We start from the raw sequence: 24,374 nt of genomic DNA, 5'->3' as shown, positions 1-24,374 counted from the left end.
GGGCGTCAGCATCAGGTCCATCACGCCGCCCAGAGGTCGAGCTGCCCGAGCACGTAGTCCACGTACCGCGTCACGAGATCCTCGCCCAGCGCCTCGACCGCGCCGTGGAACTCGGGGGTGTGGTTGACCTCGTTCACATACAACCTGCCTTCCCGGTCTTCGAACACGTCCACCCCGAGCACGCCCTCGCCCATCGCCTCGGCCGTCGCGGAGAGCAGCTTGGTCAGCTCGTCGGTCGGCACGCACACCTCCGAGCGGCCGCCGCGCGCGACGTTGGTGCGCCAGTGGTCGGACACGCGGTAGGTGGCGCCGACGACCTCCGTGCCGAACACGTAGGCGCGGATGTCTCGGCCCGGCTTGTCCACGTACTCCTGCACATAGGTGATCTGGTTGACGGGCCCGGGGAACGCCGCGCGGTGTTCGAGGATCGCCTCGGCGCTCTCGTGGTCGGCCAGCCGCGCCGCGAGCCGGCCCCACGATCCCGTGAGCGGCTTGACGACGGCCGGGTAGCCGAAGCGGTCCAGCTCGTCGAGCGCAGCCTCCGGCACCAGCGCCGCCATCGTGCGCGGGGTGCGGACCCCGCCTTCGCGCAGCGCGAGCGTGGTCAGGAGCTTGTCCCCGCACAGCGTGATCAGCCGCGAGCCGTTCACCACCGGCACCCCGGCGTGTTCGAGCAGCCGGGCGCCGTAGGCGCTGCGGGTGTGGGAGATCTCCCGGGTCACGGCCCCGCGGTAGGGCACCTCCAGCGGGCCGTCGAGGCGGAAGACCAGGCGGCGCGTGTCCACCTGCTCGAACTCGACGTCGCGTCGGCGCAGCTCCTGCAGGATCAGCCGTTCCTCCAGCCTGATGCGGGAGGTCAGGACCGCGAGGGGTCGTCGGTCGTTGGTCACGGTGTCGCCCTTCTCCCCGCCCCGGCGGTCACCACGGGCCGGAGGGCACCGGCCAGCCGGGGCAGCGCTTCGGTGAGCACGTCGACGGCCCGCAGGTACTCGGTCAGCGACAGGTGCTCCTCGGGTGTGTGGCACAGCTTCGAGTCGCCCGGTCCGTACGCCGCCACGGGCACGTCCCACACCGGACCGACGACGTTCCAGTCCGACGTGCCGAGCTTGAGCTTCGTCCCGGGCCGGAAGCCGCCGCCGCGGATCGCCGCGCTCAGAGCGCGCACCACCGGGTCGGTCCGGCTCGATCGCACGGCGGGCACGCTCTCGTGGACCGTCACGCGGTCGCCCGGTGCCCACTCGCGCAGGAGCCCGGCGAACCGCTCGACGTCGAAGTCCGGCGGCACGCGGCACGAAACCTCCAGCTCCGCCGTCTCCAGGTCGCCCTCGATCCGCACGAGCGCGAGCGACGCCTGGTCGAACCGCGCGCTCGTGCCGGAGTACGCAAGGTCGAGCCAGTCGCACGCACGCGCCCAGTGCGCCGCGGCGACCTCCGCCGCCGTCGCGTCCGGCGAGCTCGTGTGGGCCGAGGGCCTGCGCACGTCGAGGCGGTAGCGCAGCATGCCCTTGTAACCGACCCCGACCGCGTCGGCCCCGCTCGGTTCGCCGATCACCACGGCGTCGGGGGCGGGCATCGAACGCACGAGGTGGCGCGCGCCGGTCGAGGTCCGTTCCTCGTCCACCGCGCCGACCACGTGTACCCGGGCCGGGATCCGGCCGTCGAGCCGGGCCGCGGCACAGAGGAAGGCCGCCAGGGGTCCCTTCGCGTCGACGGCGCCGCGCCCGTGCAGCACGTCGCCCTCGACGCGGACCGGCACCTCGCCGGGGACTGTGTCGAGGTGGCCCAGCAGCATCAGCTCCGGGCCGTCTTCCGAGCCGGCGACCGCGTGCACGTTGCCGGCCTCGTCGAGCCAGGACCTCAGCCCCGCGCCGGTGAGCCGGCGCACGAGCCAGGTGGCCAGCTCACGCTCAGAACCAGAGAAAGAGCGTAAACCGACCATTTCACGCAGAAGGGACACCGCGCCCGAGGGGTCGGTGATCATGACAGCCTCGCAATTCCCGGGTTCGAACGGAATCGGAGGGTCTCGCTCGGCGGGACCCGGCATCGAGCGTGTCAACCGCCAGTGGTCTGGACACGTCGGGCATTGCCCCGACTTTTCCGCGACCGTCCGGGTGCGGACCGTGGACAAGCACGACCCCGGCCGCAGCGCACTCCAGGGCAGAGAATCTGCCCGATCTTCTGCCCAATACGGACAAGATGGGGAAGACTGTCAGACGCCACCAGCCACAACGCCGGACAGTGTTCGACCGAACTCTTGCGCGCCCGGAATACTGCGGATTGTGACGCGAGAAGTGCAGGTGGTCGGCGATCTCGCCGATCTGGTGACCCGACTGACCCCGGACGCAGTCCTTCTGTACAAACTCGCAGTAGGCCATCCGGCCTGGACGATCGCGGAAGCGAGCACGCAGCTCGGGTTCGACGAGAACTACCTCCGGGAGCTCATCGGTTCACTCACCGATCTCATGTTGCTGCGCCCCTCGCTCGACTCCAACCGCCAGTACGACGCGATCGGGCCCGACTCGGCCGTTTCCGCCTTGCTCACGTCGGAGGAAGCCGAGCTGCGCCGGCGCGAGGCCGCGCAGGAGGCCGTGCGGCGCGAGCTGCTCGCACTGCTGCCGACCTACTTCGAGGCGCGCCAGGTCCGACGTCAGGCCGAGGCGATCGACGTGGTCGAGGACGTCGCGATGGTCCGGCACCTGCTCGCCGATCTCGCGCGGCGCTGCCGCCGCGAGGTGCACATCGCGCACCCGGGCAGCGGCATGGCCGAAGACCAGCTCAGCCGGAGCCTGGGCCGCGACCTCATGGTGCTGGAGCGCGGCGTCGTCATGCGCTCGATGCTGCAGCACTCGGCGCGCCAGCACATTCCCACCCAGCGGTACGTGACCGCGGTGGCGAAGGGCGGCGCGCACGTGCGGACGACTCCGATCGTGCCGCGAAGACTCATCGTCTTCGACCGCGAGGTGGCCTTCCTGCCGCCCGTGGACGGGGATCCCAAGGGTGGCGCGGTGATCGTGCGCGAACCGGCCGTCGTGAGCCATCTGCTCGACGCGTTCGAACTGCTGTGGCACTCGGCGCGGCCGTTCCCGGTGCTGGCGGCCGACGACACGGACGAGACGCTGGACGAGCTGACGCAGTCGATCCTGATGCAAATGGCCGCCGGCGCGAAGGACGAAGTGATCGCGCGCCGCCTCGGCATCTCGGTACGTACCTGTAGGCGGTACATCGCCGACCTGACCAACTCCCTGGGCGCGCAGAGCCGATTCCAGGCCGGAGTGCTGGCCCACCAGCGTGGGTTGCTCGACTGACTGGGCGGCGCCGCCCGCGTAACTTGTTGCCACGCAGCTTCTTGAGGTTGGTAACCCCTGTTTTCCCCTCCTCGGTTCGGGAAAACTCGGTCGTGCCGGAGGAACCCGGGAACCACCGGGAAACACCTCCCCGGACACCGAACCAAGGAGCCCCGCATGTCGAACGTCGCCCGTCGCGCTGTCGCCCTCGTCGCTTTCGCCGCCGCCGCCGTGACGGTCCAGGCCGTCGCCGCCGACCTCGCCACCGCCGCGCCGCAGACCGCCGCCCAGCACTTCGTGTCCGCTTCTTCGGACAACCCGAAGGACGGCGGCAGCGGCTCCGACGCCGGTGGCATCGAGTGGTGAACCCCCTGCCGCGGCGGTGATCCACGCACCGCGGCGACGCCGATCCGTTGCCCCGAGCAGGAACCAGGAGCGTCCACTCCCATGACACTCGCAAACGCCACCGAGGTGGTGCGGGACCGGGCCGATCCGCCCGCCCGGCCGGCGCCCCTCATCCTCGCCGCGCCCGGCACGGCACAGCCCGCCCGCGCCGCGTGGGTCCCGCGCACCACCGCCGATCGGGCGAAGCTCGCCGAAGCGCAGCGCACCGCCGCCGCACTGGGCCGCAGGGTTTTCGGGGCCTGGCACGTGGACCCCACCCCGCGCACCACCGCGCTAGCGCTCGGCCACGTGCTGTCCCGGCTGGCAGAACCCGGGGACACCGTCCTCGACTTCTGGCTGGCGCAAGGAATCCACGTCGCACCCCCATCCGCGAACGGCCTGCGGCGCATCGCCTACGGCGTCGGGCCGGACGGCCACGTCGACCTCGACGCGGCGGAGGACCTGGCCCGCGAGTTCCGGCCCTCGGTCGTCCTCTGCGGATCGGCCGCGCACCCGCGGCGCTTCGACTTCGCGCGGCTTCGGCGCATCGCCGACGAGCACGAAGCCCTTCTGGTGGCCGACATCTCGGCGATGACGGCACTGGTCGCGGCCCAGGTCCACCCCAATCCCGTCGACGTCGCGCACGTGACGGTGGCCGCCACCGACGAGCACCTCGGCGGCGGCGACGGCGCGATGATCCTCTCCGGCCGCGACGCGAGCGTCCCGTTCGGCGGGAACGGGCGAACGCTCTCGCAACGCCTGGGCAAGCTCGTGTACGCCGCGCCCCCGGACAGCGCCGACGTCGACGAGCTGACCGCGAAAGCGGGCGCGCTCGCCATGGCCGGCTCGGACCGGTTCCACCGCATCGCCAAGCGCATGGTCCGCCACGCCCGGACGGTGGCCACGCGCCTGCGCGCCGAGGGGCACGAACTCGTCTCCGGCGGCACCGACACCCATCTCGTGCTGCTCGATCTCACCGCGCGCGGTTTCAGCGGCACCGCCGCGGCCAGGGAACTCGCCGCGGCCGGGATTTCCGTTACCCCGCACCGGGTTCCGGTGGACCCGGGCGACGAACGGGCGGCCGGCGGGCTGCTCGTCTCCACCGCATCGCTGACCCAGCACGGCTGTGACGCCACCGGGTTCGACGCCTGCGCCCGGCTGCTGGACGACGCGCTCGCCGTCCTGCGTCCCGACGGACACGGCGGCTGCGTTGCGGACGAATCCGTCCTGACCACGATCCGCCGGCGCGCCACCGCACTCGCGCTGCATTACGCACCGCAGTTCTGAACACCTTTTCCCGAGCTGAACTCCTTTTCCCCGATTCCCGCAATTCCTGGAAGGGCACCGCCATGTTCGAAAACGACGAGGACACCACCACCTACCGCGTGGTCGTGAACGACGAGGAGCAGTACTCCATCTGGTCCGCCGCGCGCGAGATCCCCGCCGGCTGGCGCGAGGCCGGGGTGACCGGCACGAAGGACGAGTGCCTGGCGCACATCGACGAGGTGTGGACCGACATGCGGCCGCTGAGCCTGCGCCGCGCGATGGCGGGCGACCGCGCCCAGTGAGCCGCGCGGGCGAGTCCGCTCCGGGCTCGCCCGCACCAGACTGGGGATGGATACGGGAGTGCAGATGCTTCACCAATCCGACGGCCGGTTCGCCGGCCGCACGCGTGAGCTCGCCGTGCTCACCAGACTGCTGCCCGAATCGGCGGCGGGGCGCACCGTGATCGCCGACGTGCGAGGCGATCCCGGGCTCGGCAAGAGCCGGCTGCTGGCCGAGTTCGGCCGGCTGGCCCGTGACGCGGGCGCGCACGTCGTGACCGCGATCGAGGCCGGCGTGCCCGACGTGCTCGGGCCGCTGGTCGTGCTCGCCGACGACGCGCACCTGGCCGACGCCGAGTGGGCGGACGCGGTGACCGCGCTGGCCCGCAGGCCGCGCCGGGGCATCGTGCTGGTGCTCGCCCGGCGGCCGCGCCAGACCGGCCCGGCGCTGGCCGCGGCGCTCACGTCGTACGCCCGGGTCGAGCTGGTGCTGGAACCGTTGGCAGCACAGGATTTCGAGCCGTTGTGCGAAGGGTGGCTCGACGGCGAGGAGCGCGAACGCGCCCACCGGCAGTGCGCCGGAAACCCCGGTCGGCTGGCCCTGATGCTCGAAGGACCGGACGGTCCGGCGGCGAACGCGCTGCTCGCGGAGACGGCGCGGCTTCCGGAGGCAACCCGGCTCGCCGCCCAGGCGGCCGCCGTCGCCGGCGATCCGTTCGAGCCCGAGCTGGTGGCCCGCGTCGCCGATGTCGAGGCGAGCACCGTGCTGCCCGCTCTCGACGAGCTGCTGGCGGCCGACGTCGTCCGAGCCGGCCCCGGCCCGGCGGCGTTCGTGTTCCGCAGCCCCGCGCTGCGCGAGGTCACCTACCGCAGTGCCCCGGCGGGCTGGCGGATCGGCGCCCACCGCCGGGCCGCGGACGCGCTGCGGGCGGACGGGCAGCCGGCCGTGCGATTCGCCGAGCACGTCGAACGGGCGGGCCGGGCCGGCGATGGTCTCGGCGCCGGGGCGCTCGCCGAAGCCGCTGCGGCCACCGAGGTCCACGACCCGGCGACCGCCGCCGACTGGTACGCCGCGGCCCTGCGGCTGCTGCCGGAACCCCCCGCGCAGGACACCCGGCGCCGCGGCCTGCTGACCGCGCTGGCGCGCACGAGCCTCGCCGCGGGGCGAACGTCCGACACCGCCGCGGCGCTGGCGGCGCTGCCGGTCGGCGACCAGGACGCCGCCCTCGTCGCGGCCGGGCTCGCCAGGGTGACCGGCGAGGACGCCGAGGCCCGGCGCGTGCTGCAGGACGCGCTCGCCCGGATGGGCCCGGGCGACGACCGCAGCGCCCACGCCGTGGCGCTGGCGGAGACCACGATGTTCGGCCCGGCGCCGGACGACTGGGCCGCCGAAGCCGTGCTCGCGGCGAGCCGGGCGCCCGAACTCGTGCGTGCCCACGCCCTGGCGTTGCACGCGCTCGCCCGCCTCGCCGCCGGCGAACCCGCTTCGGCCCGCCGCTCGGCGTCCGCGGCCGCGGAACTCACGGACCGCCACAGCGACGACGATCTGCTGACCGAACTGGGCCTGGTGGCGGCGGTGGGGTGGGCCGAAACCCACCTCGAGGAAGATTCCGCGGCGTTGCGGCACTTCGACCGCGGGATCGAGCTCGCCCGCTCGGCCGGCCGGTGGCCCGCGCTCGTCCCGCTGCTGGTCGGTGCGGGAACCGTCCACCTGCGCCAGGGCCGGCAGGCCGCGGCTCGCGAACACGCGGCCACCGCCCTGCGCCTGGCGCCACCGGAGCGGGCCGGGTTGCGGGCCTTGGCGTGCTGGCTCGCGGCGCGTGTCGCCTTGGCCGCCGCGGATCCGCAGGAGGCGTTTTCTCTGTGCCAGGAGGCGCTGCGCACCGACACGGCGCTCGCGCCGCACCTGCGCTCGGTCGCCGCCGCAGCGGGTGCGCCCGGGCCGTCCACATCGGATGTCCTGCCGGCGTGGGCCGTGCTCGACCTCGCCGAGGCGGCCACGCCGTCCGACGCCGACGGGGCACGCCGGGCCCTCGCCGTGGCGACCGGCCTCGGCCTGCCCGGCCAGCTGGCCCGTGCCGAACTGCTCGCCGCCCGGTTCGCGCCCACTGCCGTGGAGAAGCTCGTCCGGTCTCTCGAAGCACTCCGCCTCGCCACGGCGGCCGGCCACCGCCCGGTCGTGTGTCGGGCGCAGGTCGCGGCCGCCCTGGCGTCGGCAGAGCTCGGCGATCCCGGCCGCGCCGCCGCCTACCTGGACAGCGCCCAGGTGCTCGCCGAGCAGTGCTCCTCGGCAATGCTCGCCGCCTCGGTGGCCGCCGCCCGCGGCGAGACCGCAACCCCGGCGGCCGGGACCTCGTTCACGTTGAGCCAGCGGGAGTTCCAGATCGCGAAGCTCGTGAGCGAGGGGCGCACGAACCGCCAGATCGCCCGCACGCTCGGGGTGAGCCACAAGACGGTCGAGACGCACCTGAGCCGGATCTTCGGGAAGCTGGAGGTCTCGTCGCGAAGCGAGATCGCCAGCCTGGTGGGCGGCTCGGCCGTCAAGGCCCGGCCGAGGCCGGTGAAGAAACAGCTGGAGACCATCCCCGCCTGAGCACCGGGAAAGCACAGGAAAGCCGGGCGGCCCGACAGGGTCGCCCGGCTTTTCGCTGTCCGGGTTCAGCTGCATGCCGGGCAGCCCCAAGGGTCGTCCGTTTTCCCCGCCCGGGTCCAGCACGGCCGAACCACCGCCCACACGACGTCAAAGCCCGCCCGAGTACCCAGAAACACCAGAAGAACAACACCGCCCGACGGCCCGGGAACAGCAGCACGCCGGACGGGGTCACCCGGCTTCCCCGCCCAGGTTCATCAACAACCCAGCCACTGTCCACACACGACAACGAAGCCGCCCCCGGGAACGTCCCAGGGGCGGCTTCGCCATCGATGAGGTCAGCTCTTCGTGATCACCGCCCGCAGCTTGCCCGCCAGTACCTCGACGTTGCCGGGCCGCAGCAGTCCGAAGTGGTCACCCGGAACCCGATGCACGCGCAGGGCGGGGGAGTAGGGCTGCCAGCCGTCGCGCAGCCAGTGTTCGTCGCCGGACTCGGCGACGAACAGGTCGACGTCGCCGTCGTAGGCCGGCGCGGGCCACACGGACGCGGCGATCGTCAGCGCGACGAACATCCGGGCGCGCCCGAGCACGTGGTCCCGTTCCTCGGCGCGGATCAGTCCGGCGGCGGCGAGCTCGCCCAGCACGGCCGTGTACTGCTCCTCGTGCCCGAGGCCGCGCAGCCGCGTGATGTCCGGGACGACCCGCCCGGCACCCACCGACAACGAGAAGCTCTCCGCGAAGGCGCACACCGCTTCGGCGTGTCCCAGCGGCTCGTCGAGGCCCGTCGGGGGCTGGGTGTCGAGCAGCGCGAGCAGCTCCACCGCCTCGCCGGCCGCGCGCAACCGGGCGGCCATCGCCCACGCGAGCCCGCCGCCGAGCGACCAGCCCACGAGGTGGTACGGCCCGGAGGGCTGCACCTCCCGGACCGCGGCGACGTACCGCTGCGCCAGCGTGTCGATGCTCTCGACCTGCGCGCCGGGCACGATCTCGTCCGCGTCGACGCCGAAACACGCCCGGTCCGTGCCGAGCAGCCGGGCCAGCGCCACGTAGGGCACCGTGTTGCCCGTGCTGGAGTGCACGAGGAACAGCGGCGGCTCGCTGCCGTCCGCGGTCAGGCGGACGAGGGTGCCCGAGCCGGGCTCGTCGGTGCCCGCGGAGGCGGCGAGCCCGGCGATGGTCTGGTGCGCGAACAGCTGCCGGGCCGTGATCGCGAGCCCGCGCCGGGTCGCGAGGTCCACCACCCGGATCACGGCGATCGAGTGGCCCCCGAGGTGGAAGAAGTTGTCGTGGATCCCGACCTCGGGCACGCCGAGCACCTCGGCCCACACCTTCGCCAGCTCGCGTTCGAACGGCGTGCGCGGCGGTTGCGACACCGGACCCGACTCCGCGCCCGGGTCGGGCAGCTTCGACCGGTCCACCTTTCCGTTGGGGTTCAACGGGAAATCGTCGAGGCGGACCCACCGGGCTGGCAGCATGTACTCCGGCAGCCGGCCCGCCGTGAACGCGCGCAGCGCTTCGGCGTCCGGCGCCGCCGCGCCGACCACGTAGGCGACGAGGTGCTGCGCGCCGATCTCCCCCTTCGCCACCACGACGGCACCGGAGACGTGCGGGTGCTCGCGCAGCACGTTCTCCACCTCGCCGAGCTCCACGCGGAAGCCGCGGACCTTCACCTGGTGGTCGGCGCGGCCGAGGAACTCCAGGCGGCCGTCCGCGAGGCGCCGCACGACGTCGCCGGTGCGGTAGAGGCGCGGGCCGGCGCCGAAGGGGCTGGGCACGAAACGTTCGGCGGTCAGCTCGGGGCGCCGGTAGTAGCCCCTGGTCACGCCGAGCCCGCCGATGTAGAGCTCGCCGGGGACCCCGGCGGGCACCAGCCGGCGCCGGGCGTCCAGGACGTACACCTCGGTGTTGGCGATCGGCCGCCCGAGCGACGCAGTGACGAGGTCGTCGTCCGTGCCGTCCGCCGGGTTCGTGGTGGACCAGATGGTGGTTTCAGTGGGGCCGTACATGTTGTGCAGGGCGTCCCCGGTCAGCTCACGCAGGCGGCGCGCGAGCCCCGTCGGCAGCGCCTCGCCGCCGACCAGCAGCCGGCGCAGGCCCGTCATCGCGTCGGCCGCGTCCTCGTCGTCGGCGAGCAGCTGCGCCATGGCGGGGGTGCACTGGAAGTGCGTGACGCCGTGGCGGCGCACGAGCTCGGCCCACGTCGGACGCTCGTCGCCGGGCTCTTGCGGGCGCTGGTTGCGCTCGCGCACGGTGTTGAGGTGCTCCAAGCTCGCCAGCACGTCGTCGGTGCCCACGCCGAAGTCGACGAGGCAGGCGACCTCGTCGACACCGATGGCGCCCAGCTCGTCGACGAGCGCGAGGCACTCGTCGGGGGTGCCGAACAGGCCGCTGGAGCCGACGTAGCGGTCGAAAGCGTGGTCCAGCAACGCGTCGAGGTCGTCCTTGGTGATGGTGCGCGGGTCGAAGTCCATGCCCATCCGCTGGCCGAGGATCTTCGCGAGGCCCAGCGAGGTGCGCAGGTAGTTCTTGAACGGCTCGCGCACCGTCCGCAGCACCTTCTCGCGGTCGGGGTCCACGAACGCGTGCAGCATCAGCGTGACGCGGCCACCCTCGCCGTGGTGCTCGCGATAGGCCACGCGGTACACGTCGATGAGCCGCTCGAGCTCGTCGAGGTCCTGCCCCAGCAGGTGGGTGAGGATGTTGACGCCCAGCTCGCCGGCGGCGCGGAACGTGCTGTCGGAGCCGCCGGAGGAGAGCCACACCGGGATCTCGTCCTGCACCGGCCGCGGCCGGATGCCGACCTCGACGTCCTTGCCGTGGCCGCCGCGGAACGTCGCCTTCTCCCCCGCCCACAGCTTCCGCACGGTGGCGATCGCGTCGATCATCACCTGCTTGCGGTCGGCGTAGTCGTCCGGGGCGAACACGAAGTCGTCCGGCATCCAGCCCGACGCGAAGGCGACGCCGGCGCGCCCGTGCGAGAGGTTGTCGACGACCGACCATTCCTCGGCGACACGCACCGGGTGGTGCAGGGGCAGCACCACGCTGCCCGCGCGCACGGAGACGCGCTCGGTCACCATCGCGACCGCGGCGGCGGTCACCGAAGGGCTGGGGAACAGTCCGCCGAACTCCTGGAAGTGCCGCTCGGGCGTCCAGACGGCGGAGAACCCGTTGCGGTCGGCGAACTTCGCGCCCTCGATCAGGAGCCGGTAATGGTCGTCGGACGGCCCGTCGTCACTCGCGAAGTAGAACAGCCCGAAGTCCACGGGCTTGCGCGCGGCGCGGCGGTCGGTGCCCAGCAGCTCGTGCGGCTTGCCGTCGGCCAGCACGACCGTGAACCCCCGGGTGAGCGTCCAGAAGAGCTCCACACCGGACATGTCGAACGACACGCTGCTGGTGGCCAGCCACGTGCCGCGGTCGGCGCCGAGACGTTCGTCGAGGCCGGTGAACAGGTTGAGCAGCTGTCCGTGCTCGACCATCACGCCCTTCGGCCGCCCGGTGGAGCCCGAGGTGTAGATCAGGTAGGCGAGGCTGTGCTCGTCGGTTTCCGCGGACGGCGGTTCGTCGGCCGGCTCGTCGGACTCGAGCAGTTCCAGCAGGCGCGGGGCGTCCGCCTGGCTCGCGCCGGCCCGGTCGATCACCTCACGGCCGGCCTCGTCGACGAGCACGGCCGCGAGCTCCGCGTCCGCGAGCACGTGGCCGAGCCGCGCGGCCGGGTAGGCCGGGTCGAGCGGCACGTAAGCGGCGCCTGCCTTCAGTACGCCGAGCAGCCCGGTGATCAGCTGCGGCGACCGGCGCAGGCACACGCCCACGAGCGAGCCCGGGCCGACGCCCAGCGCGCGCAGCCGGTGCGCGACCCCGTTGGCGCGGCGGTCCAGGTCGGCGTAACCGATCTCGACACCGTCGTGCACCAGCGCCGTGGCGTCCGGCGTCCGCCGCGCCCACTGCGCGAACTCCGCGTGCACCCCGGCGCTCGGCGGGACGTCGACCGCGGTGTCGTTGGCGCGCACCACCAGCTCGTGCCGTTCCTCGGCGGTCAACATGTCGAGCTCGCCGACGGGCACGTCCGGTCGGGCGAGCGCCGCTTCGAGCAGCCGGCGCAGGTGGCCCAGCATCCGCTCGATCGTGGCGCGGTCGAACAGCTCCGTCGCGTACTCGGTCATCAGCTCGATGCCGCCCGCGTCCGGGCGCTCGGAGATACCGACGGTGCAGTCGAACTTCGACGCTCCCATGTGCAGCGGCACGCCGGTGAGCTCGATGTCGCCCATGCGCATCGTGTCGAGCTTCTTGCCGATGGGGTAGATCGCGAACTGGAACAGCGGGTTGCGGCTCGGGTCGCGGTCCGGGCTCAGCGCCGAGACGACCTGCTCGAACGGGAGGTCCTGGTGGCGGTGGGCGTCGAACACGGCCTCGCTCGCGCGGGCGACGAGCTCGCGGAACGTGGGCTCGCCCGCCGTCGAGGTGCGCAGCACGACCGTGTTGGCGAAGTACCCGATCAACGGGTCGACCTCGGTGCGGCTGCGGCCGGAGAACACCGACCCGAGCGGCACGTCCTCTTGCCCGGTGTAGCGGGTCATCAGCGCGCTCAGCCCCGCGACCAGGACCGGCAGAAGGCGGGTGCGCTCGGCGCCGGCGAACGCTTCGAGGTCACGGTGCAGCGGCGCGGGCAGCACGCCCGTCACGACGTCGCCGGTCCACGTCGGGTTGGCCGGGCGGGGGCGGTCCGTCGGGAACTCGAGCGTGGGGAGGCCGGCGAGCCGCTCCCGCCAGTAGGCCAGCAGGCCGGCCGCGTCGTTCTCGACCCGGCCGCGCTGCCACACGGCGTAGTCCGCGTACTGCACCGGCAGCTCGCGCAGCACCGGCTCACGCCCGGCGGCACCGGCGAGGTAGCACTCGGCCAGCTCCTCGATGAGGCGCTCGGTCGACCAGCCGTCGGTCGCGATGTGGTGCATGGCGAGGACGAGCGCGTGGTCGTCCTCGGCCACGCACGCGAGTGTCGCCCGCAGCATCGTGCCCGAGGCCAGGTCGAACGGCCGTCGCGCCTCGGCGTCGGCCAGCGCCTGGATCTCCTCGTCCCGCCTAGCCTGCGGCACGGCCGTGAGGTCCACGTGCCGCAGCTCCGGCTCCCGCGGCGGCTCGACGACCTGCCTCGGGCCGTCCGTGGTCGCCACGTAGCGCGTGCGCAACGTCTCGTGCCGCGCGACCACCGCGGCCAGCGCGGACCTCAGCAGATCCGAGTCGAGGGGGCCCTGCAGCCGCAGGGCCAGCGGGCTGTTGTACCCCGCCTGCCCCTCGCCCCACTCCTCGAGGAACCACAGCCGCTGCTGTGCGTAGGACAGCGGCAACGGCTCGTCCCGCGGCACCGGCGCGATCCGCTCCTCCTCCGCCCGGCGCCGCCGCACCGCACGAAGCTCGGCGAGCAGCTGCGCCCTCTCCCGTCCGGACAGACCGGCCAACCGGTCTTCGACATGTGGCTGCACCTTCAAGCTCCTTCACTCGGCACACGGGCACCGAGCAGCTTGTGGCACCCGCCGGCCGGGCGGCAGTCGGGCGTTTGCCCTACCCGGCCGCGGTACGTTCGGTCCATGCAGAACGCCGCTCCCACCGCCGCGGTGAGCGAACCCGTTCCCGACATCACCGTCGCGGGACGGCGGCTGCGGCCGAGCCCGGTTTTCGACACGTACTGGCGTTTCGCCGCCGCGCGCCAGGACGCGTACTTCGCGCGGCTGCGCGACAACGGGCCTGCGCCGACTGATCCGATCCTCGCCCGCCACCGGTTCACGAACTGCTACCGCGCGGCGGACCGGGTGAGCCAGTTCGCCATCCACGACGTGGGTTACGGCGGCCCGCAAGAGCCGCGCGACGTGGTCTTCCGGATGCTGCTGTTCAAGTTCTTCAACAAGATCGACACCTGGCGCCTGCTGGAGGCCGAGCTCGGCACCGTCACGTGGGCGTCGTGGCAGCCGGCGGCGGCCCGCGCGGTCCTCGACGCGGCCCGGCACGCGCTGTACTCCCCCGCCTACATCATCCCGCCACCCCGGCTGGGCGGCACCCGCAAGCACCACGACCACCTGCTGCTCGCCGAGACGATGATCCACGACGGCCTCGCCGAGAAGCTCCAGGACGCCCACGGCCTGGCGAACGTGTTCGCGCTGCTGCGCGCCTATCCGGGCCTCGGCGACTTCCTGGCGTTCCAGTTCTCGATCGACCTCAACTACACGGCCGTGCTGGACTTCTCGGAAAACGACTTCGTCGTCGCCGGCCCGGGCGCGCGCGACGGCATCCGCAAGTGCTTCGGCCCCGCCGCCCACGGCATCGAGGACGCGGTGATCGCGTACATGTCCGAGACGCAAGAAGCCCACTTCGCTCGGCTCGGCCTGCGCTTCGCGTCCCTGGGCGGCCGCCGCCTGCACCTCGTCGACTGCCAGAACCTGTTCTGCGAAGTCGACAAATACGCCCGCGTCGCGCACCCGGCCGTCCCCAGCATCTCCGGACGGACCCGCATCAAGCAGCAGTACCACCGCAACGGCGACCCGATGCCGGCTCCGTGGTTCCCGCCGAAGTGGGGCATCACCGAAGCCGTCCGAGCGCAAGCCGCGGCAGTCGTGGTCCCGCGATAGGTTGCGCTTCATGACCTCCTGGCCCCCCGCCCCGATCAGGACGGCGCGGCTCGTGCTCCGCCAGTCCGAGGCGCGCGACCGCGCGGCCGTGATCGAACTGCTCGCCTCACCCGAGGTCGGGACCTACCTCGGCGGCCCGCAATCGCGCGACGAGCTCGAACGCACCGCGCCCGAGGTGCCCGGGCGGCGCTTCGGTTTCTTCGTGGTCGAACTCGACGGGGAGACGATCGGCATGATCACGCTCGACCGGCGCGACGCGGCGCGTCCGGGCCGGTTCCGGCCTGGCGCCGAGACGACCGAGATCGGCTACCTGTTCCTGCCGCGCGCGTGGGGATTCGGGTACGCCGAAGAGGCGTGCACGGCGGTGCTCGGCTGGTTCGCAGGAGCCGGCGAACCGGTGGTGCTCTGCACCCGGACCGCCAACGAGCGCTCGATGCGGCTCGCGGCGAAGCTGGGGTTCACCGAGGTCGAGAAGTTCGAAGAGTTCGGCGCCGAGCAGTGGTTCGGTGTCTGGCATCCGACCGCCGAGGCCGATTGAGTCCCCTTGTCAAGGGACAGTCCTTACCCGAAAGCCTCCAGCTGGGCCCCGGGCCGCGGCGTAACGTGATCATGGCCGGACGCCGTGTGGGGCCACAGTGGACAGACGGTATCGACTGCCGACAAGGGGAGTTCTCAGCCATGAAGCGCACAGAACCGCACCATCCCGAGAATCCGGGCACCACGGGATCCCCGGCGCGACTGACCCGGCGGTCCTTCGCGGGCATCGCTGCGCTGGGCGCCGCCGGGGTCGCGCTCGCCGTGCCGGGTTCGGCGGGCGCGGTCACGCGGCCCGTGGCGCGGCGGTCCGTCGTGCTCGTCCACGGCGCGTACGCCGACGGGTCGTGCTGGGCGGAGGTGATCCCGCGGCTGCAAGCCGCCGGGATCACGGTCACGTCGGTGCAGAATCCGTTGACCTCGCTCGACGACGACGTGGCCGCGACGCGGCGTGAGCTCGACCTGCAGAGCGGCCGGACCGTCCTCGTGGGCCACTCCTACGGCGGTTCGGTGATCAGCCAGGCCGGTGACCACCCCGCCGTCGACTCGCTCGTCTACCTGTCCGCGCGGGCGCCGAGGGCCGGCGAGGACTACCCCGCGCTCACCGCGCGGTTCCCGGCCGCGCCGGCCAGTGCGGGCCTGGTGTACCAGAACGGTTTCGGCCACCTGACCGAAGACGCGTTCCTCAACGACTTCGCCAACGGCGTCCCCACCGCCCAGGCGCGGGTCCTCTACGCCGTCCAGGGCCGCGTCGCGCAGGATCTCTTCGCGACCAAAACCACCGTCGCCGCCTGGGAAACCAAGCCGAGCAGCTACGTGATCACCACGGCCGACCGCACGACGTCACCCGAGCTCCAGCGCTTCGTGGCCGCCCGGATGAAGGCGCGCACGACGGTGGTCGACTCGGGCCACCTGTCGTTCATCACGCATCCCGACGTCGTCACCCGAGTCATCCTCGAGGCCGTGCACCGGGCCTGAACCTACGAATGGTCGGCGGCGCTCAGCGAGTCCGCGGCGGTCAGAAGGGAGGCGCCGAGCAGCACCCCGTCCTTCAGGAGGGCCTCGCCGAGCACGGACAGCTGCGACATCCGGTGCCCCTCGCGCCACGCTTCCGGTGTGGTGACGAGGAAACTGAGCGTGCCGACCATCATCGCCGCGGCCCCGAGACTGCCGGCGGCGGACGCACGGGGCACGAGCGGCTTCGCCGCGATCAGGGAGCCCAGCACGATCTGCGTGGTCCCGATGACCCGGCCGAGGTTGCGGGCGCCCCACTTCTTCCGCGGCCACGCGGTGAGCGGGCTCGCGGTGACGAGGGGCTCCGCGTTCTCGATCTCGTAGTCCTGGAACTTCAGCACCCCGACCCACACGAAGCACGTCGTCAGCCCGTACCGCATCACCGGCAGCGCGGCGGCGGCCAGTGCGCCCGGGACACTCGTCACCGCACGGCCTGGACCGCGCTCGCGATGAGCCGCAGCACGTCGTCGGGGTGGGAGACCATCGCGACGTGATTCGTCGCGACCTCGACGGTCGTGGCCTTCATGCGCGCGGCGAACTGCCGCTGGGCGTCAGGCGGGATCGCCTGGTCGCCCTCGGCGACCAGGAACCACGCCGGGTGCGACTTCCACGCCGGAGCACCCATCACCTCTTCGAGGGCCGAGAACGCGAGGGGCTGCTGCACGGCGAACATGACCCGCGCCTTCACCGGGTCGACGTCGGCGGCGAAGTGGTTCACGAAGTCGTCCTCGGGCAGCCACGCGAAGCCCTGCTTGTCGACGTCGAGGTGCGCCAGCGCCGGGCTCACGGGGCCCTTTTCCAGCAGCTTGCCGATCGTCTCGCCCTCGTCGAGGCCGAACCCGGCGACGTAGACCAGGCCGACGACGTTCGGCGCGTCGGTCCCCAGCGCGGTGATGATCTGACCGCCGTACGAGTGTCCGGCGACGATCGTCGGGCCGTCCTGGCGGGCCAGCACCTGGCGCAGCCGCGCGACGTCGCCGGCCAGCGACGCCTCCGCGAACTGCGGCGCGGTGACCCGGAAGCCGTCGGCCTGCAGGCGCTCGATCACCGCGCTCCAGCTGGAACCGTCGGCCCACGCGCCGTGGACGAGAACGATGTTCGGACGTTGAGCCATGCCGGTTCCTCCCGGGGCAGCCGTTTCAGGGCCCTTGGAGACTGGCGCGGCGGGCGCCGTCGCCTCATCACCCCCGGCTAGTGAACCCTCGCGCGGGCCGAGCCACGCGGCCACCACGTGGGCCACGACCACCGCCACGATCACCAGCGGCATCACGGCCAGCCCGTCGGACGAAAGCAGCAGCGTGGCGAGCAGGACGGACGTCAGCGGCAGGCGCAGCATGACCACGCACATCGCGCCGATTCCCATCGCCACCCCGGCGACGAGCGGCAGCCCCGGCAGGTGCGACAGCGCGATGCCGCCCGCGGCGCCGAGGAACATCGCCGGGAAGATCGGGCCGCCGCGGAATGCCGACAGCGTCACGCCGTACGCGAGTCCCTTGCAGGCCAGCAGGAGCAGCAGCATCGGAACCGAGTACGCCGCGCTGGTCTCCAGCAGCGTCGGCAGCGCCGTCTCGCCGGAGAACAGGACGTCCGACAGGCTGCCGCCCGCGGCGGTGTAGGCGATCGCGAGCCCGGCGACCACGAGGCCCGCCACGGGGGTCAGCAGCAGGACGTGGTTTTCCACGCGCGAGTGCAGCAGCAGCGACAGCCGGCGAATGCCCGTGCCCAGCACCGCCGCGGCCGCGCCGATGCCGAGTGCCCAGCCGAACTGCGCGAGGTCGGGGTGGGTGAACGGCGGCAGCTCGGGCAACGCCAGCGACGCCGCGCCCAGGCCGGTCAGCGAGTCGAGGCCGATGAAGAGCAACGTGCCGATCCCGGCGGCCAGCAGACCGGGCAGCAGCACCAGCCCCATGGTCGCGCCGGCCAGCCCGGACGCCTCCATCAGCAGGAACGCGCCCAGGATCGGCGACCCGAGCAGCGCGCTGATCGCCGCGAAGCTCCCCGTCGCCGCCACCACGGCACCGACCTGCTTCGGCGCATGCGGGCGGGCGAGCCGCACCGCGCACACCCCGAGGCCGGCACCGAGGGCGATCAGCGGCGCTTCGGGCCCGAGCACCGCCCCCAGCCCGAGCGTCGCCAATGCGGCCAGCAGCACTCCCGGCAGCTGTATCGGCGTCGGCTGCTGGCCGGGCGTGAACCCGTAGACGGGCGGATGGCCGCCCCCACCGGGCAGGTACCGCACCGCGACCGCGACCAGCACCCCGCACAGCACCAACGGCGGCACCGGCCACCACCACGGCGGCCCCCCGAACCCGAGCGCGCGCGGCAGATCGGTGTACACCCAGCTCTGGAGGGCGCCGACCAGCTGGAGGAAGAAGTACGCCGCCGCGGAGATGGGCACCCCGATGATCGCGGCGAGCACCAGCAGACGCAGGTAGGCGGGTGAGCGAAGCCGCGCCGCAGCGCCCGGCTGAGCGGGTTGGCTCGGCTGACCGGGTTGGGTCGGCTGACCGGGTTGGGTCGGCTGCCCCGGCTGCACCTGCCCGCGCGGCTGATCCGCCCGGCCCGGCCCGTCCGAGGTACCGCCGGCCGACGCAGGCGTAGCCGTGTCCGCCATGCTCCGCCCTCCTCCGCCGTCGGCCCCGCCACGCCGGCACGCCACTCGCACCGACGTAGGCAGACGACGCAACGGTGCTCGCCGCGGCTCCGCGAAACATCGCCCGTCCCAGGTGAGCCGGATCGGCCTCGCCGCGGCGAACCCAGGTCACGCCGGAGACAGTGCGAGCCGCGTGGCAGTCGCGACCAGCCTGACGAACGACAGAAACCTCGCCGGACACGGCGGACCTGCACTGCGACCCGCAACTCAGCAAGCCGAGCCGGCAACGCCAGACGTCCTGCCGCGGGGGGCCAAACGTCACCCACGCAGGTCAGGCTTGAGGTGTTCACTCAGCGACACGCACGCCGAGCGCCCGAGCGGCGAACGCCGGGCGTTCGTCACAAGCCGGCCGACGTCGCCGCGAGCCTGGGTCGGCCCGGCGAACGACGGCCGCGACGTCGAGCTGCCGACCGACCCTGACGGCCGCGAAGAACTACCCCGCGTTGGCGCGCCGAGCCGTGCTGAACCGGCGTTGGTAAGCCGCCGGGCTGATGGACAGCTTCCGCGCGAACACGCGCCGCAGAGCTTCGTAGCTGGGGAAGCCGGCCAGGGTCGCGGCCTGGGTGGCGTTGTGGCCTTGGTCGAGCAGGGCCCGGGCCAGGTCGAAGCGGATGTTCTCCACGTAGCGGGCCGGGGTGGTGTCCAGTTCGTCGTGGAAGAGGCGGGTGAGCTGGCGGGTGCTGACGTTCAGGTGCTTGGCGAGGTCGCCCAGCGAGTGCCGGGCGCCGGGGTTGGCCGTGACCAGGTCGGTGATGGTGCGCAGGGCCGGGGAGCGCGGCGGCGGGCCCTGCAGCGGCGCCGAGAACTGCGACTGCCCGCCCGAGCGCTGCAGGTACACGACCAGCGACCGGGCGACGTCGCGGGTCAGGTCGGGGCCGTGGTCCTCCTCGACGAGGGCCAGGGCCAGGTCGATGCCGGCGGTGACGCCGGCGGAGGTGTAGGTGGTGCCGTCGCGGACGTAGATGGCGTCGGGCTCCACGCGGCACGTCGGGCAGCGGGAGGCGAGCTCGTGGGTGACCTTCCAGTGCGTGGTCGCGCGCTTGCCGTCGAGCAGGCCGGCGGCGGCGAGGACGAACGCGCCCGTGCAGATCGAGGCGACGCGGCGGGCGCCGTCGACCGGAACGCGGGCGGCTTCGGCCAGGTCGCACGGCACGGGCGTGCTCGGGAAGAGGTCCGAGCCGGCCACGAGGTAGGTGTCCGGCGCGGGCTCGGAGCGCACGGAGCCCTCGACCGCGACCTTGAACCCGAGGTTCGACACCACGTCCTCGCCCGTCGGCGACACGAGCACGATCCGGTAGTGGGCACCGAAGCGGTTGGCCTCCTTGAACACCTCCGCCGGGCCCGCGACGTCCAGCAGCGTCACCCCGTCGAAGACCAGGATCGCCACGACGCGCTCAGGGGAACCGGGCCGGGCGGTCGTGGAGGCGGGAGACGGGCGCACAGGGCATTGGTAGCACACCGTCACCACAAAAGTGAGCCGAACGAGTTTCGTTACACTACTTGACCGTAACGGAACTGCTCGCTACGTTCCCTACGTCACAGGCCCGACCGAGAAGCAGGTCCGGCACGGGCCGCGAGCCCTCTGGCAACGAAGCCACAGGAAGGTGAATCGAACCATGGTGGAGACGTACGTTCTGGTTCCGGGCGCGTGGCACGGCGCGTGGGCGTGGCGGCCGGTCGCCCAGCGGCTGCGCGCCGCGGGGCACAACGTGGTCGCCCTGACGCTGCCGGGCCTCGCGGACGGCGACGATCCCCGGCGTTTCACGCTCGAGGACACAGTGGACTTCGTCGTGACTTTCCTCGAAGCGCACGACCTGACCGACGTCACGCTGGTCGCCCACAGCTGGGGCGGTTACCCCGTTTTCGGTGCGGCCCACCGGGTTCCGCACCGGGTGCGCCGCCTCGTTTTCCACAGCGCGTTCGTGCCGGAGCAGGGCGTGGCCCTCGTGGACGACGTCCCGCCGGGGCACGCCGCGCTCTTCCGGCAGCTCGCGCAGGAGTCGGGCGACCATTCCGTGGTCCTGCCCTACCCGGTGTTTCAGAGCGCCTTCGCCCAGGACACGCCCGAACCGACGCAGAAGCTGATCTACGAACTGCTCGTCCCCCAGCCGATGAGCTACTTCGAACAGCCCTTGCACGCCCCCGCGCTGTCGACGCTCGGCCTGCCGATCAGCTACCTGGCCGGCGAATGCGACCTGGCGATGCCCCCGGGCGACTACGCGTGGTGCCCGCGGTTCCCGGCCCGGCTCGGCGTCGAGCCGATCACCGTTCCGGGTGACCACGAGGCGTTTCTGACCCGGCCCGACGCGTTCGTCTCGGCACTCCTGCATTCACACACCGTCGACGGCTGAACCGCGCGTCCCGATCTGAGTGGTTCCTGGCCGGACAAAGGCGGCACCGCGGGCGCCTCGATCGGCACCATGGAGAAGGACAGAATCCGTCGAGAAAAGAACGGAAGCGCAGCAGTCATGTCAGAGATCATCGCGGGTGTGGAGATCCCGGAGACGGAAGCGGTCGCCGAGGCGTCGCGCCTCATCCAGGAAACGACCAACCCGCTCATCTACCACCACTCCCGCCGGGTTTACTTCTTCAGCCAGTTCCACGCGCAGCGGCTCGGCGTGAAACCCGATCCGGAACTGCTCTACCTGGCCGCGATGTTCCACGACACCGGGCTCATCACGCCGTTCTCCGACGTGGAGCAGCGCTTCGAGGTCGACGGCGCCGACCACGGACGCAAGTTCCTGCTGGACCGGGGTTTCTCGCGCGAGGCCGCGGACACCGTGTGGACGGCCATCGCCCTGCACACCACGCCGGGAATCCCCGGGCGCATGGGCCCGGAAATCGCCACGACCCACCTCGGCGTGCTCACCGACGTGCTCGGTTTCGGCTTCGACGGTCTGGACCTCGCCCAGGTCGAGGAAATCCTCGCCTTCCACCCGCGCGGCGATTTCAAGAACGATTTCCTGCGCACCTTCGTCGACGCGCTGAAGCACCGCCCGGAAACCACCAACGGAACGGTGAACTCCGACATCCTGGAGCACTTCATCCCCGATTTCCGCCGCACGACCACGGTCGAGCGCATCACCGGCTCGCCCTGGTCAAGCTGACCCGGACGTCGAGATGGACGACCGACACAGCCTGAGCCGGGGGGCTTCCTTCGCTCTGCTCGTCTTCGCCAACGTGCTCCTCATGGCGTCGACGAGCGCGCCCTCGCCGATCTACCCGGTGTACCTGCAGCGGTGGGGCTTTTCGGTGACGATCCTGACGGTCGTGTTCGCCGTGTACGTCGCCGGCCTGGTCGGCGCGCTGTTGACGGTCGGTTCACTGAGTGACCACGTCGGGCGCCGGCCGGTGCTGGTCGCGTCGCTCCTCGTAGCCGCGGCCGGCACGGCGATCTTCTGGGCGGCCGGCGGGGTCGGCGCGCTCGTGACCGCCCGGATCGTGCAGGGCCTCGCCACCGGGATGGCGACGGGCGCGCTGGCCGCCGGGCTGGTCGAGCTCTCCCCCGCCGATCGCCCGCACCGCGGCCCGATGATGACCGCGGTGGGGACGAGCTTCGGGCTCGCCGCCGGCGGTGGGCTGACGGGCCTGCTCGTGCAGGCCGGCCCGCATCCCGACGCGGTGGTCTTCCCGGTGCTCACCGTGGCGTTCATGGTCGTCGCCGCGCTGGTGTTCGCCATCCCCGAGACCGCCGGCCGGCGCCCCGGCGTGCTGGCGTCGCTGCGCCCGCGCGTCCGCGTGCCGCGCGAGACGCGCCCGGCGTTCCTCGGCGCGGTGCCCGCCATCGTCGCGGGCTGGGCGTTGACCGGGTTGTTCCTGGCGCTCGCCCCTTCGCTGGTGACCGACGTCCTGCACGTGCGATTCGGCGCCGCGGGCGGTCTCGCCATCGCGGTGCTGTTCCTCGCCAACAGCGCGGGCGGGTTGTGGGCGGCGCGGCACTCGGCCCGGATCGCGACGCTGATGGGCGCGGTCGGACTGGTCGTGGGCTCGGCGGTGCTGGCCGGCGCGCTGGGTTTCGGCTCCGCGGCCGGCTTCCTCGTCGGGTCGGTGATCGCCGGGCTGGGCGTCGGCCTGACGTTCACCGGAACCCTGCGCGGGATCAGCGCGGCCACCACCACGAAGACACGCTCGGAAGTGTTTTCCGCCGCGTATGTCGTGAGCTACGCGGCGCTGAGCCTCCCGTCGCTCGCGGCCGGGCTGTTGGAGCCGTACTGGGGCCTGGAGACGACGGGCTACGCGTACCTCGCGTTCGTCGGGGTGCTGTCCGTGAGCGCCGCCGTGCAGTCCTCTTCGTCCCGGCGGGTCGCCCAACTCGTTGCATCCCAACACCACTGAGTGACTGTCCGGAAAGGACCCGACATGCAAGCCATCACCGCACAGAACCAGAACGCGGGCATCGCCGGCCTCAAGCTCGCCGAGGTGCCCCACCCGCACGCCGCCGAGAACGACGTCATCGTGCGCGTCCACGCCGCCGGCTTCACCCCGGGCGAGCTCGACTGGCCCGGCACCTGGACCGACCGCGCCGGGCGCGACCGCACGCCGAGCGTGCCCGGGCACGAGCTGTCCGGCGTCGTCGCCGAGCTCGGGTACGGCACCACCGGCCTGAGCGTCGGGCAGCGCGTGTTCGGCCTCACCGACTGGCTGCGCGACGGGGCCCTCGCCGAGTACACCGCCGTCGAGGCCCGCAACCTCGCGCCGCTCGCCGCGGACATCGACCACACCGTGGCCGCGGCACTGCCGATCTCGGGGCTCACGGCGTGGCAGGCGCTGTTCGACCACGCTTCGCTGTCCGCCGGCCAGACCGTGCTGATTCACGGCGCCGCCGGCGGTGTCGGGTCCATCGCCGTGCAGCTCGCCCACGAGGCGGGGGCTCAGGTGATCGGCACCGGCCGCCCCGCCGACCGCGACTTCGTGCTCGGCCTCGGCGCGCACTCCTTTGTGGACACCGCCTCCTTCGAGTCGGCCGGCCCGGCCGACGTCATCCTCGACGTCATCGGCGGCGAGGTCCTCGAGCGCTCGACGAAGCTGCTGCGCCCCGGCGGCACCGTCGTCACCATCGCCGCCCCGCCCGAGGTCCAGCCGGCCGACGGGCGCGCCGTCTTCTTCGTGGTGGAACCGGACCGCCTGCGCCTGGCGGACCTCGCCCAGCGCGTCCGCGACGGACGGCTCAAGCCGATCGTCAGCACCGTACGCCCGCTCGCCGAGACGGCGGACGCCTTCGCGCGCCGCCAGCGGACTCCGGGCAAGACGATCATCCAGGTGGCGGAGTGATCCGCCCGCGGGTCGCCGGCGGCCTCCTGCTCACCGCGGTGGCGGTCGCCGGCTGCTCGTCCGCCACGCAGTCCCCGCCGGCCGCTCCTGTTTCGGCTCCGGCTTCTGTTTCCGCTCCGGCCCCGGCTTCCGGTCATCCGGCCGAGACCCTCACCCCGCTCCTCGCCCAGGCCCTCCCGAACATCCCGGGGAAGACGTTCACCTCGTCGATCGTCACCTTCCCCCCGTCCGCCAGCGCGGCCCCGCACCGCCACGGCGACGCCTTCGTCTACGCCTACGTACTCGAGGGCACCATCCGCAGCCAGCTCGAAGGCCAGCCCGCCCGCACCTACCACCAGGGCGACAACTGGACCGAACAGCCCGGCGCGCACCACGTGTCCACGGACAACGTCAGCGCGACCGAACCGGCGAAACTGCTGGTGGTGTTCGTGGCGACGACCGGAGAACAGCTGAAAGTCGACGACCCGCACGGCTGACCGCTGT

The 24,374-nt window shown here is 72.6% G+C and carries 19 protein-coding genes; 13 read left to right on the top strand and 6 right to left on the bottom strand.

The genetic code is table 11. The features are described 5' to 3' along the window. Window positions 1-20: 20 nt before the first annotated feature. Window positions 21-890 carry a RimK family alpha-L-glutamate ligase gene (locus AB0878_RS10930; protein WP_366578672.1) on the bottom strand — a complete coding sequence of 290 codons (870 nt, stop codon included), beginning with the start codon at window positions 888-890 and terminating at the stop codon, window positions 21-23. Further along, window positions 887-1,981: a [LysW]-lysine hydrolase gene (locus AB0878_RS10925; protein ID WP_366578670.1), complete on the bottom strand. Its 1,095-nt coding sequence runs from the start codon at window positions 1,979-1,981 to the stop codon at window positions 887-889. The genes AB0878_RS10930 and AB0878_RS10925 overlap by 4 nt, the downstream gene beginning before the upstream one ends. Before the next feature lie 298 nt (window positions 1,982-2,279). On the opposite strand from AB0878_RS10925, the gene AB0878_RS10920 reads away from it, so the two are divergent. The 5 genes from AB0878_RS10920 to AB0878_RS10900 all read left to right on the top strand — a co-directional run bounded on the left by AB0878_RS10920 (window position 2,280) and on the right by AB0878_RS10900 (window position 7,805). After that, a complete protein-coding gene (locus AB0878_RS10920; protein ID WP_366578668.1) occupies window positions 2,280-3,305 on the top strand; it encodes a LuxR C-terminal-related transcriptional regulator in 1,026 nt (341 codons plus the stop codon). Between the two features lie 156 nt (window positions 3,306-3,461). Beyond that, window positions 3,462-3,650 (top strand): hypothetical protein, encoded by a 189-nt coding sequence (locus tag AB0878_RS10915; RefSeq protein ID WP_366578666.1) that lies wholly within the window; start codon window positions 3,462-3,464, stop codon window positions 3,648-3,650. Window positions 3,651-3,731: 81 nt separating this feature from the next. Beyond that, window positions 3,732-4,955 carry a hypothetical protein gene (locus tag AB0878_RS10910; RefSeq protein ID WP_366578664.1) on the top strand — a complete coding sequence of 408 codons (1,224 nt, stop codon included), beginning with the start codon at window positions 3,732-3,734 and terminating at the stop codon, window positions 4,953-4,955. 62 nt (window positions 4,956-5,017) lie between these two features. Continuing rightward, window positions 5,018-5,236 (top strand): MbtH family protein, encoded by a 219-nt coding sequence (locus tag AB0878_RS10905; protein WP_366578662.1) that lies wholly within the window; start codon window positions 5,018-5,020, stop codon window positions 5,234-5,236. A 64-nt stretch (window positions 5,237-5,300) separates the two neighbouring features. Then, window positions 5,301-7,805 (top strand): LuxR C-terminal-related transcriptional regulator, encoded by a 2,505-nt coding sequence (locus AB0878_RS10900; RefSeq protein WP_366578660.1) that lies wholly within the window; start codon window positions 5,301-5,303, stop codon window positions 7,803-7,805. 335 nt (window positions 7,806-8,140) lie between these two features. Here AB0878_RS10900 and AB0878_RS10895 read toward each other — a convergent pair whose 3' ends face one another. Continuing rightward, entirely contained in the window at window positions 8,141-13,279 is a 5,139-nt protein-coding gene (locus tag AB0878_RS10895) for a MupA/Atu3671 family FMN-dependent luciferase-like monooxygenase (RefSeq protein ID WP_366578658.1), read from the bottom strand. A gap of 105 nt (window positions 13,280-13,384) precedes the next feature. Here AB0878_RS10895 and AB0878_RS10890 point away from each other — a divergent pair, with 105 nt between their 5' ends. The 3 genes from AB0878_RS10890 (at window position 13,385) to AB0878_RS10880 (ending at window position 15,931) form a co-directional block, all read left to right on the top strand. Then, the gene (locus AB0878_RS10890; protein WP_366578656.1) at window positions 13,385-14,419 is read left to right on the top strand and encodes a nucleotide kinase domain-containing protein; all 1,035 of its coding nucleotides are present in this window, start codon (window positions 13,385-13,387) and stop codon (window positions 14,417-14,419) included. A gap of 10 nt (window positions 14,420-14,429) precedes the next feature. Continuing rightward, the gene (locus tag AB0878_RS10885) at window positions 14,430-14,957 is read left to right on the top strand and encodes a GNAT family N-acetyltransferase (protein WP_366578654.1); all 528 of its coding nucleotides are present in this window, start codon (window positions 14,430-14,432) and stop codon (window positions 14,955-14,957) included. 140 nt (window positions 14,958-15,097) lie between these two features. Beyond that, entirely contained in the window at window positions 15,098-15,931 is an 834-nt protein-coding gene (locus AB0878_RS10880) for an alpha/beta hydrolase (protein ID WP_366578652.1), read from the top strand. A gap of 2 nt (window positions 15,932-15,933) precedes the next feature. Here AB0878_RS10880 and AB0878_RS10875 read toward each other — a convergent pair whose 3' ends face one another. The 3 genes from AB0878_RS10875 to AB0878_RS10865 all read right to left on the bottom strand — a co-directional run bounded on the left by AB0878_RS10875 (window position 15,934) and on the right by AB0878_RS10865 (window position 20,007). Continuing rightward, window positions 15,934-16,392, bottom strand: a complete 459-nt coding sequence (locus tag AB0878_RS10875) for a DUF417 family protein (RefSeq protein ID WP_366578650.1) — start codon at window positions 16,390-16,392, stop codon at window positions 15,934-15,936. Then, window positions 16,389-18,581 (bottom strand): alpha/beta fold hydrolase, encoded by a 2,193-nt coding sequence (locus AB0878_RS10870; RefSeq protein WP_366578648.1) that lies wholly within the window; start codon window positions 18,579-18,581, stop codon window positions 16,389-16,391. The genes AB0878_RS10875 and AB0878_RS10870 overlap by 4 nt, the downstream gene beginning before the upstream one ends. A gap of 472 nt (window positions 18,582-19,053) precedes the next feature. Then, the gene (locus AB0878_RS10865; protein WP_366578646.1) at window positions 19,054-20,007 is read right to left on the bottom strand and encodes a GlxA family transcriptional regulator; all 954 of its coding nucleotides are present in this window, start codon (window positions 20,005-20,007) and stop codon (window positions 19,054-19,056) included. Window positions 20,008-20,236: 229 nt separating this feature from the next. Between AB0878_RS10865 and AB0878_RS10860 the strand changes: the two genes are divergently transcribed. From AB0878_RS10860 to AB0878_RS10840, 5 genes are all read left to right on the top strand, one after another. Beyond that, a complete protein-coding gene (locus tag AB0878_RS10860) occupies window positions 20,237-20,971 on the top strand; it encodes an alpha/beta fold hydrolase (RefSeq protein WP_366578644.1) in 735 nt (244 codons plus the stop codon). A gap of 117 nt (window positions 20,972-21,088) precedes the next feature. Next, entirely contained in the window at window positions 21,089-21,727 is a 639-nt protein-coding gene (locus tag AB0878_RS10855; RefSeq protein WP_366578642.1) for an HD domain-containing protein, read from the top strand. Between the two features lie 13 nt (window positions 21,728-21,740). After that, a complete protein-coding gene (locus AB0878_RS10850; protein ID WP_366578640.1) occupies window positions 21,741-22,955 on the top strand; it encodes an MFS transporter in 1,215 nt (404 codons plus the stop codon). Between the two features lie 24 nt (window positions 22,956-22,979). Next, the gene (locus tag AB0878_RS10845) at window positions 22,980-23,891 is read left to right on the top strand and encodes an NADP-dependent oxidoreductase (RefSeq protein ID WP_366578638.1); all 912 of its coding nucleotides are present in this window, start codon (window positions 22,980-22,982) and stop codon (window positions 23,889-23,891) included. Then, the gene (locus AB0878_RS10840; protein ID WP_366578636.1) at window positions 23,888-24,367 is read left to right on the top strand and encodes a cupin domain-containing protein; all 480 of its coding nucleotides are present in this window, start codon (window positions 23,888-23,890) and stop codon (window positions 24,365-24,367) included. Before AB0878_RS10845 ends, AB0878_RS10840 begins: the two co-directional genes overlap by 4 nt. The last annotated feature ends 7 nt before the right edge of the window (window positions 24,368-24,374 follow it).

It is taken from the genome of Amycolatopsis sp. NPDC047767 (genome assembly GCF_040704195.1).
Taxonomy (GTDB): domain Bacteria; phylum Actinomycetota; class Actinomycetes; order Mycobacteriales; family Pseudonocardiaceae; genus Amycolatopsis.
This window is presented reverse-complemented; position numbering and strand designations above follow the sequence as displayed.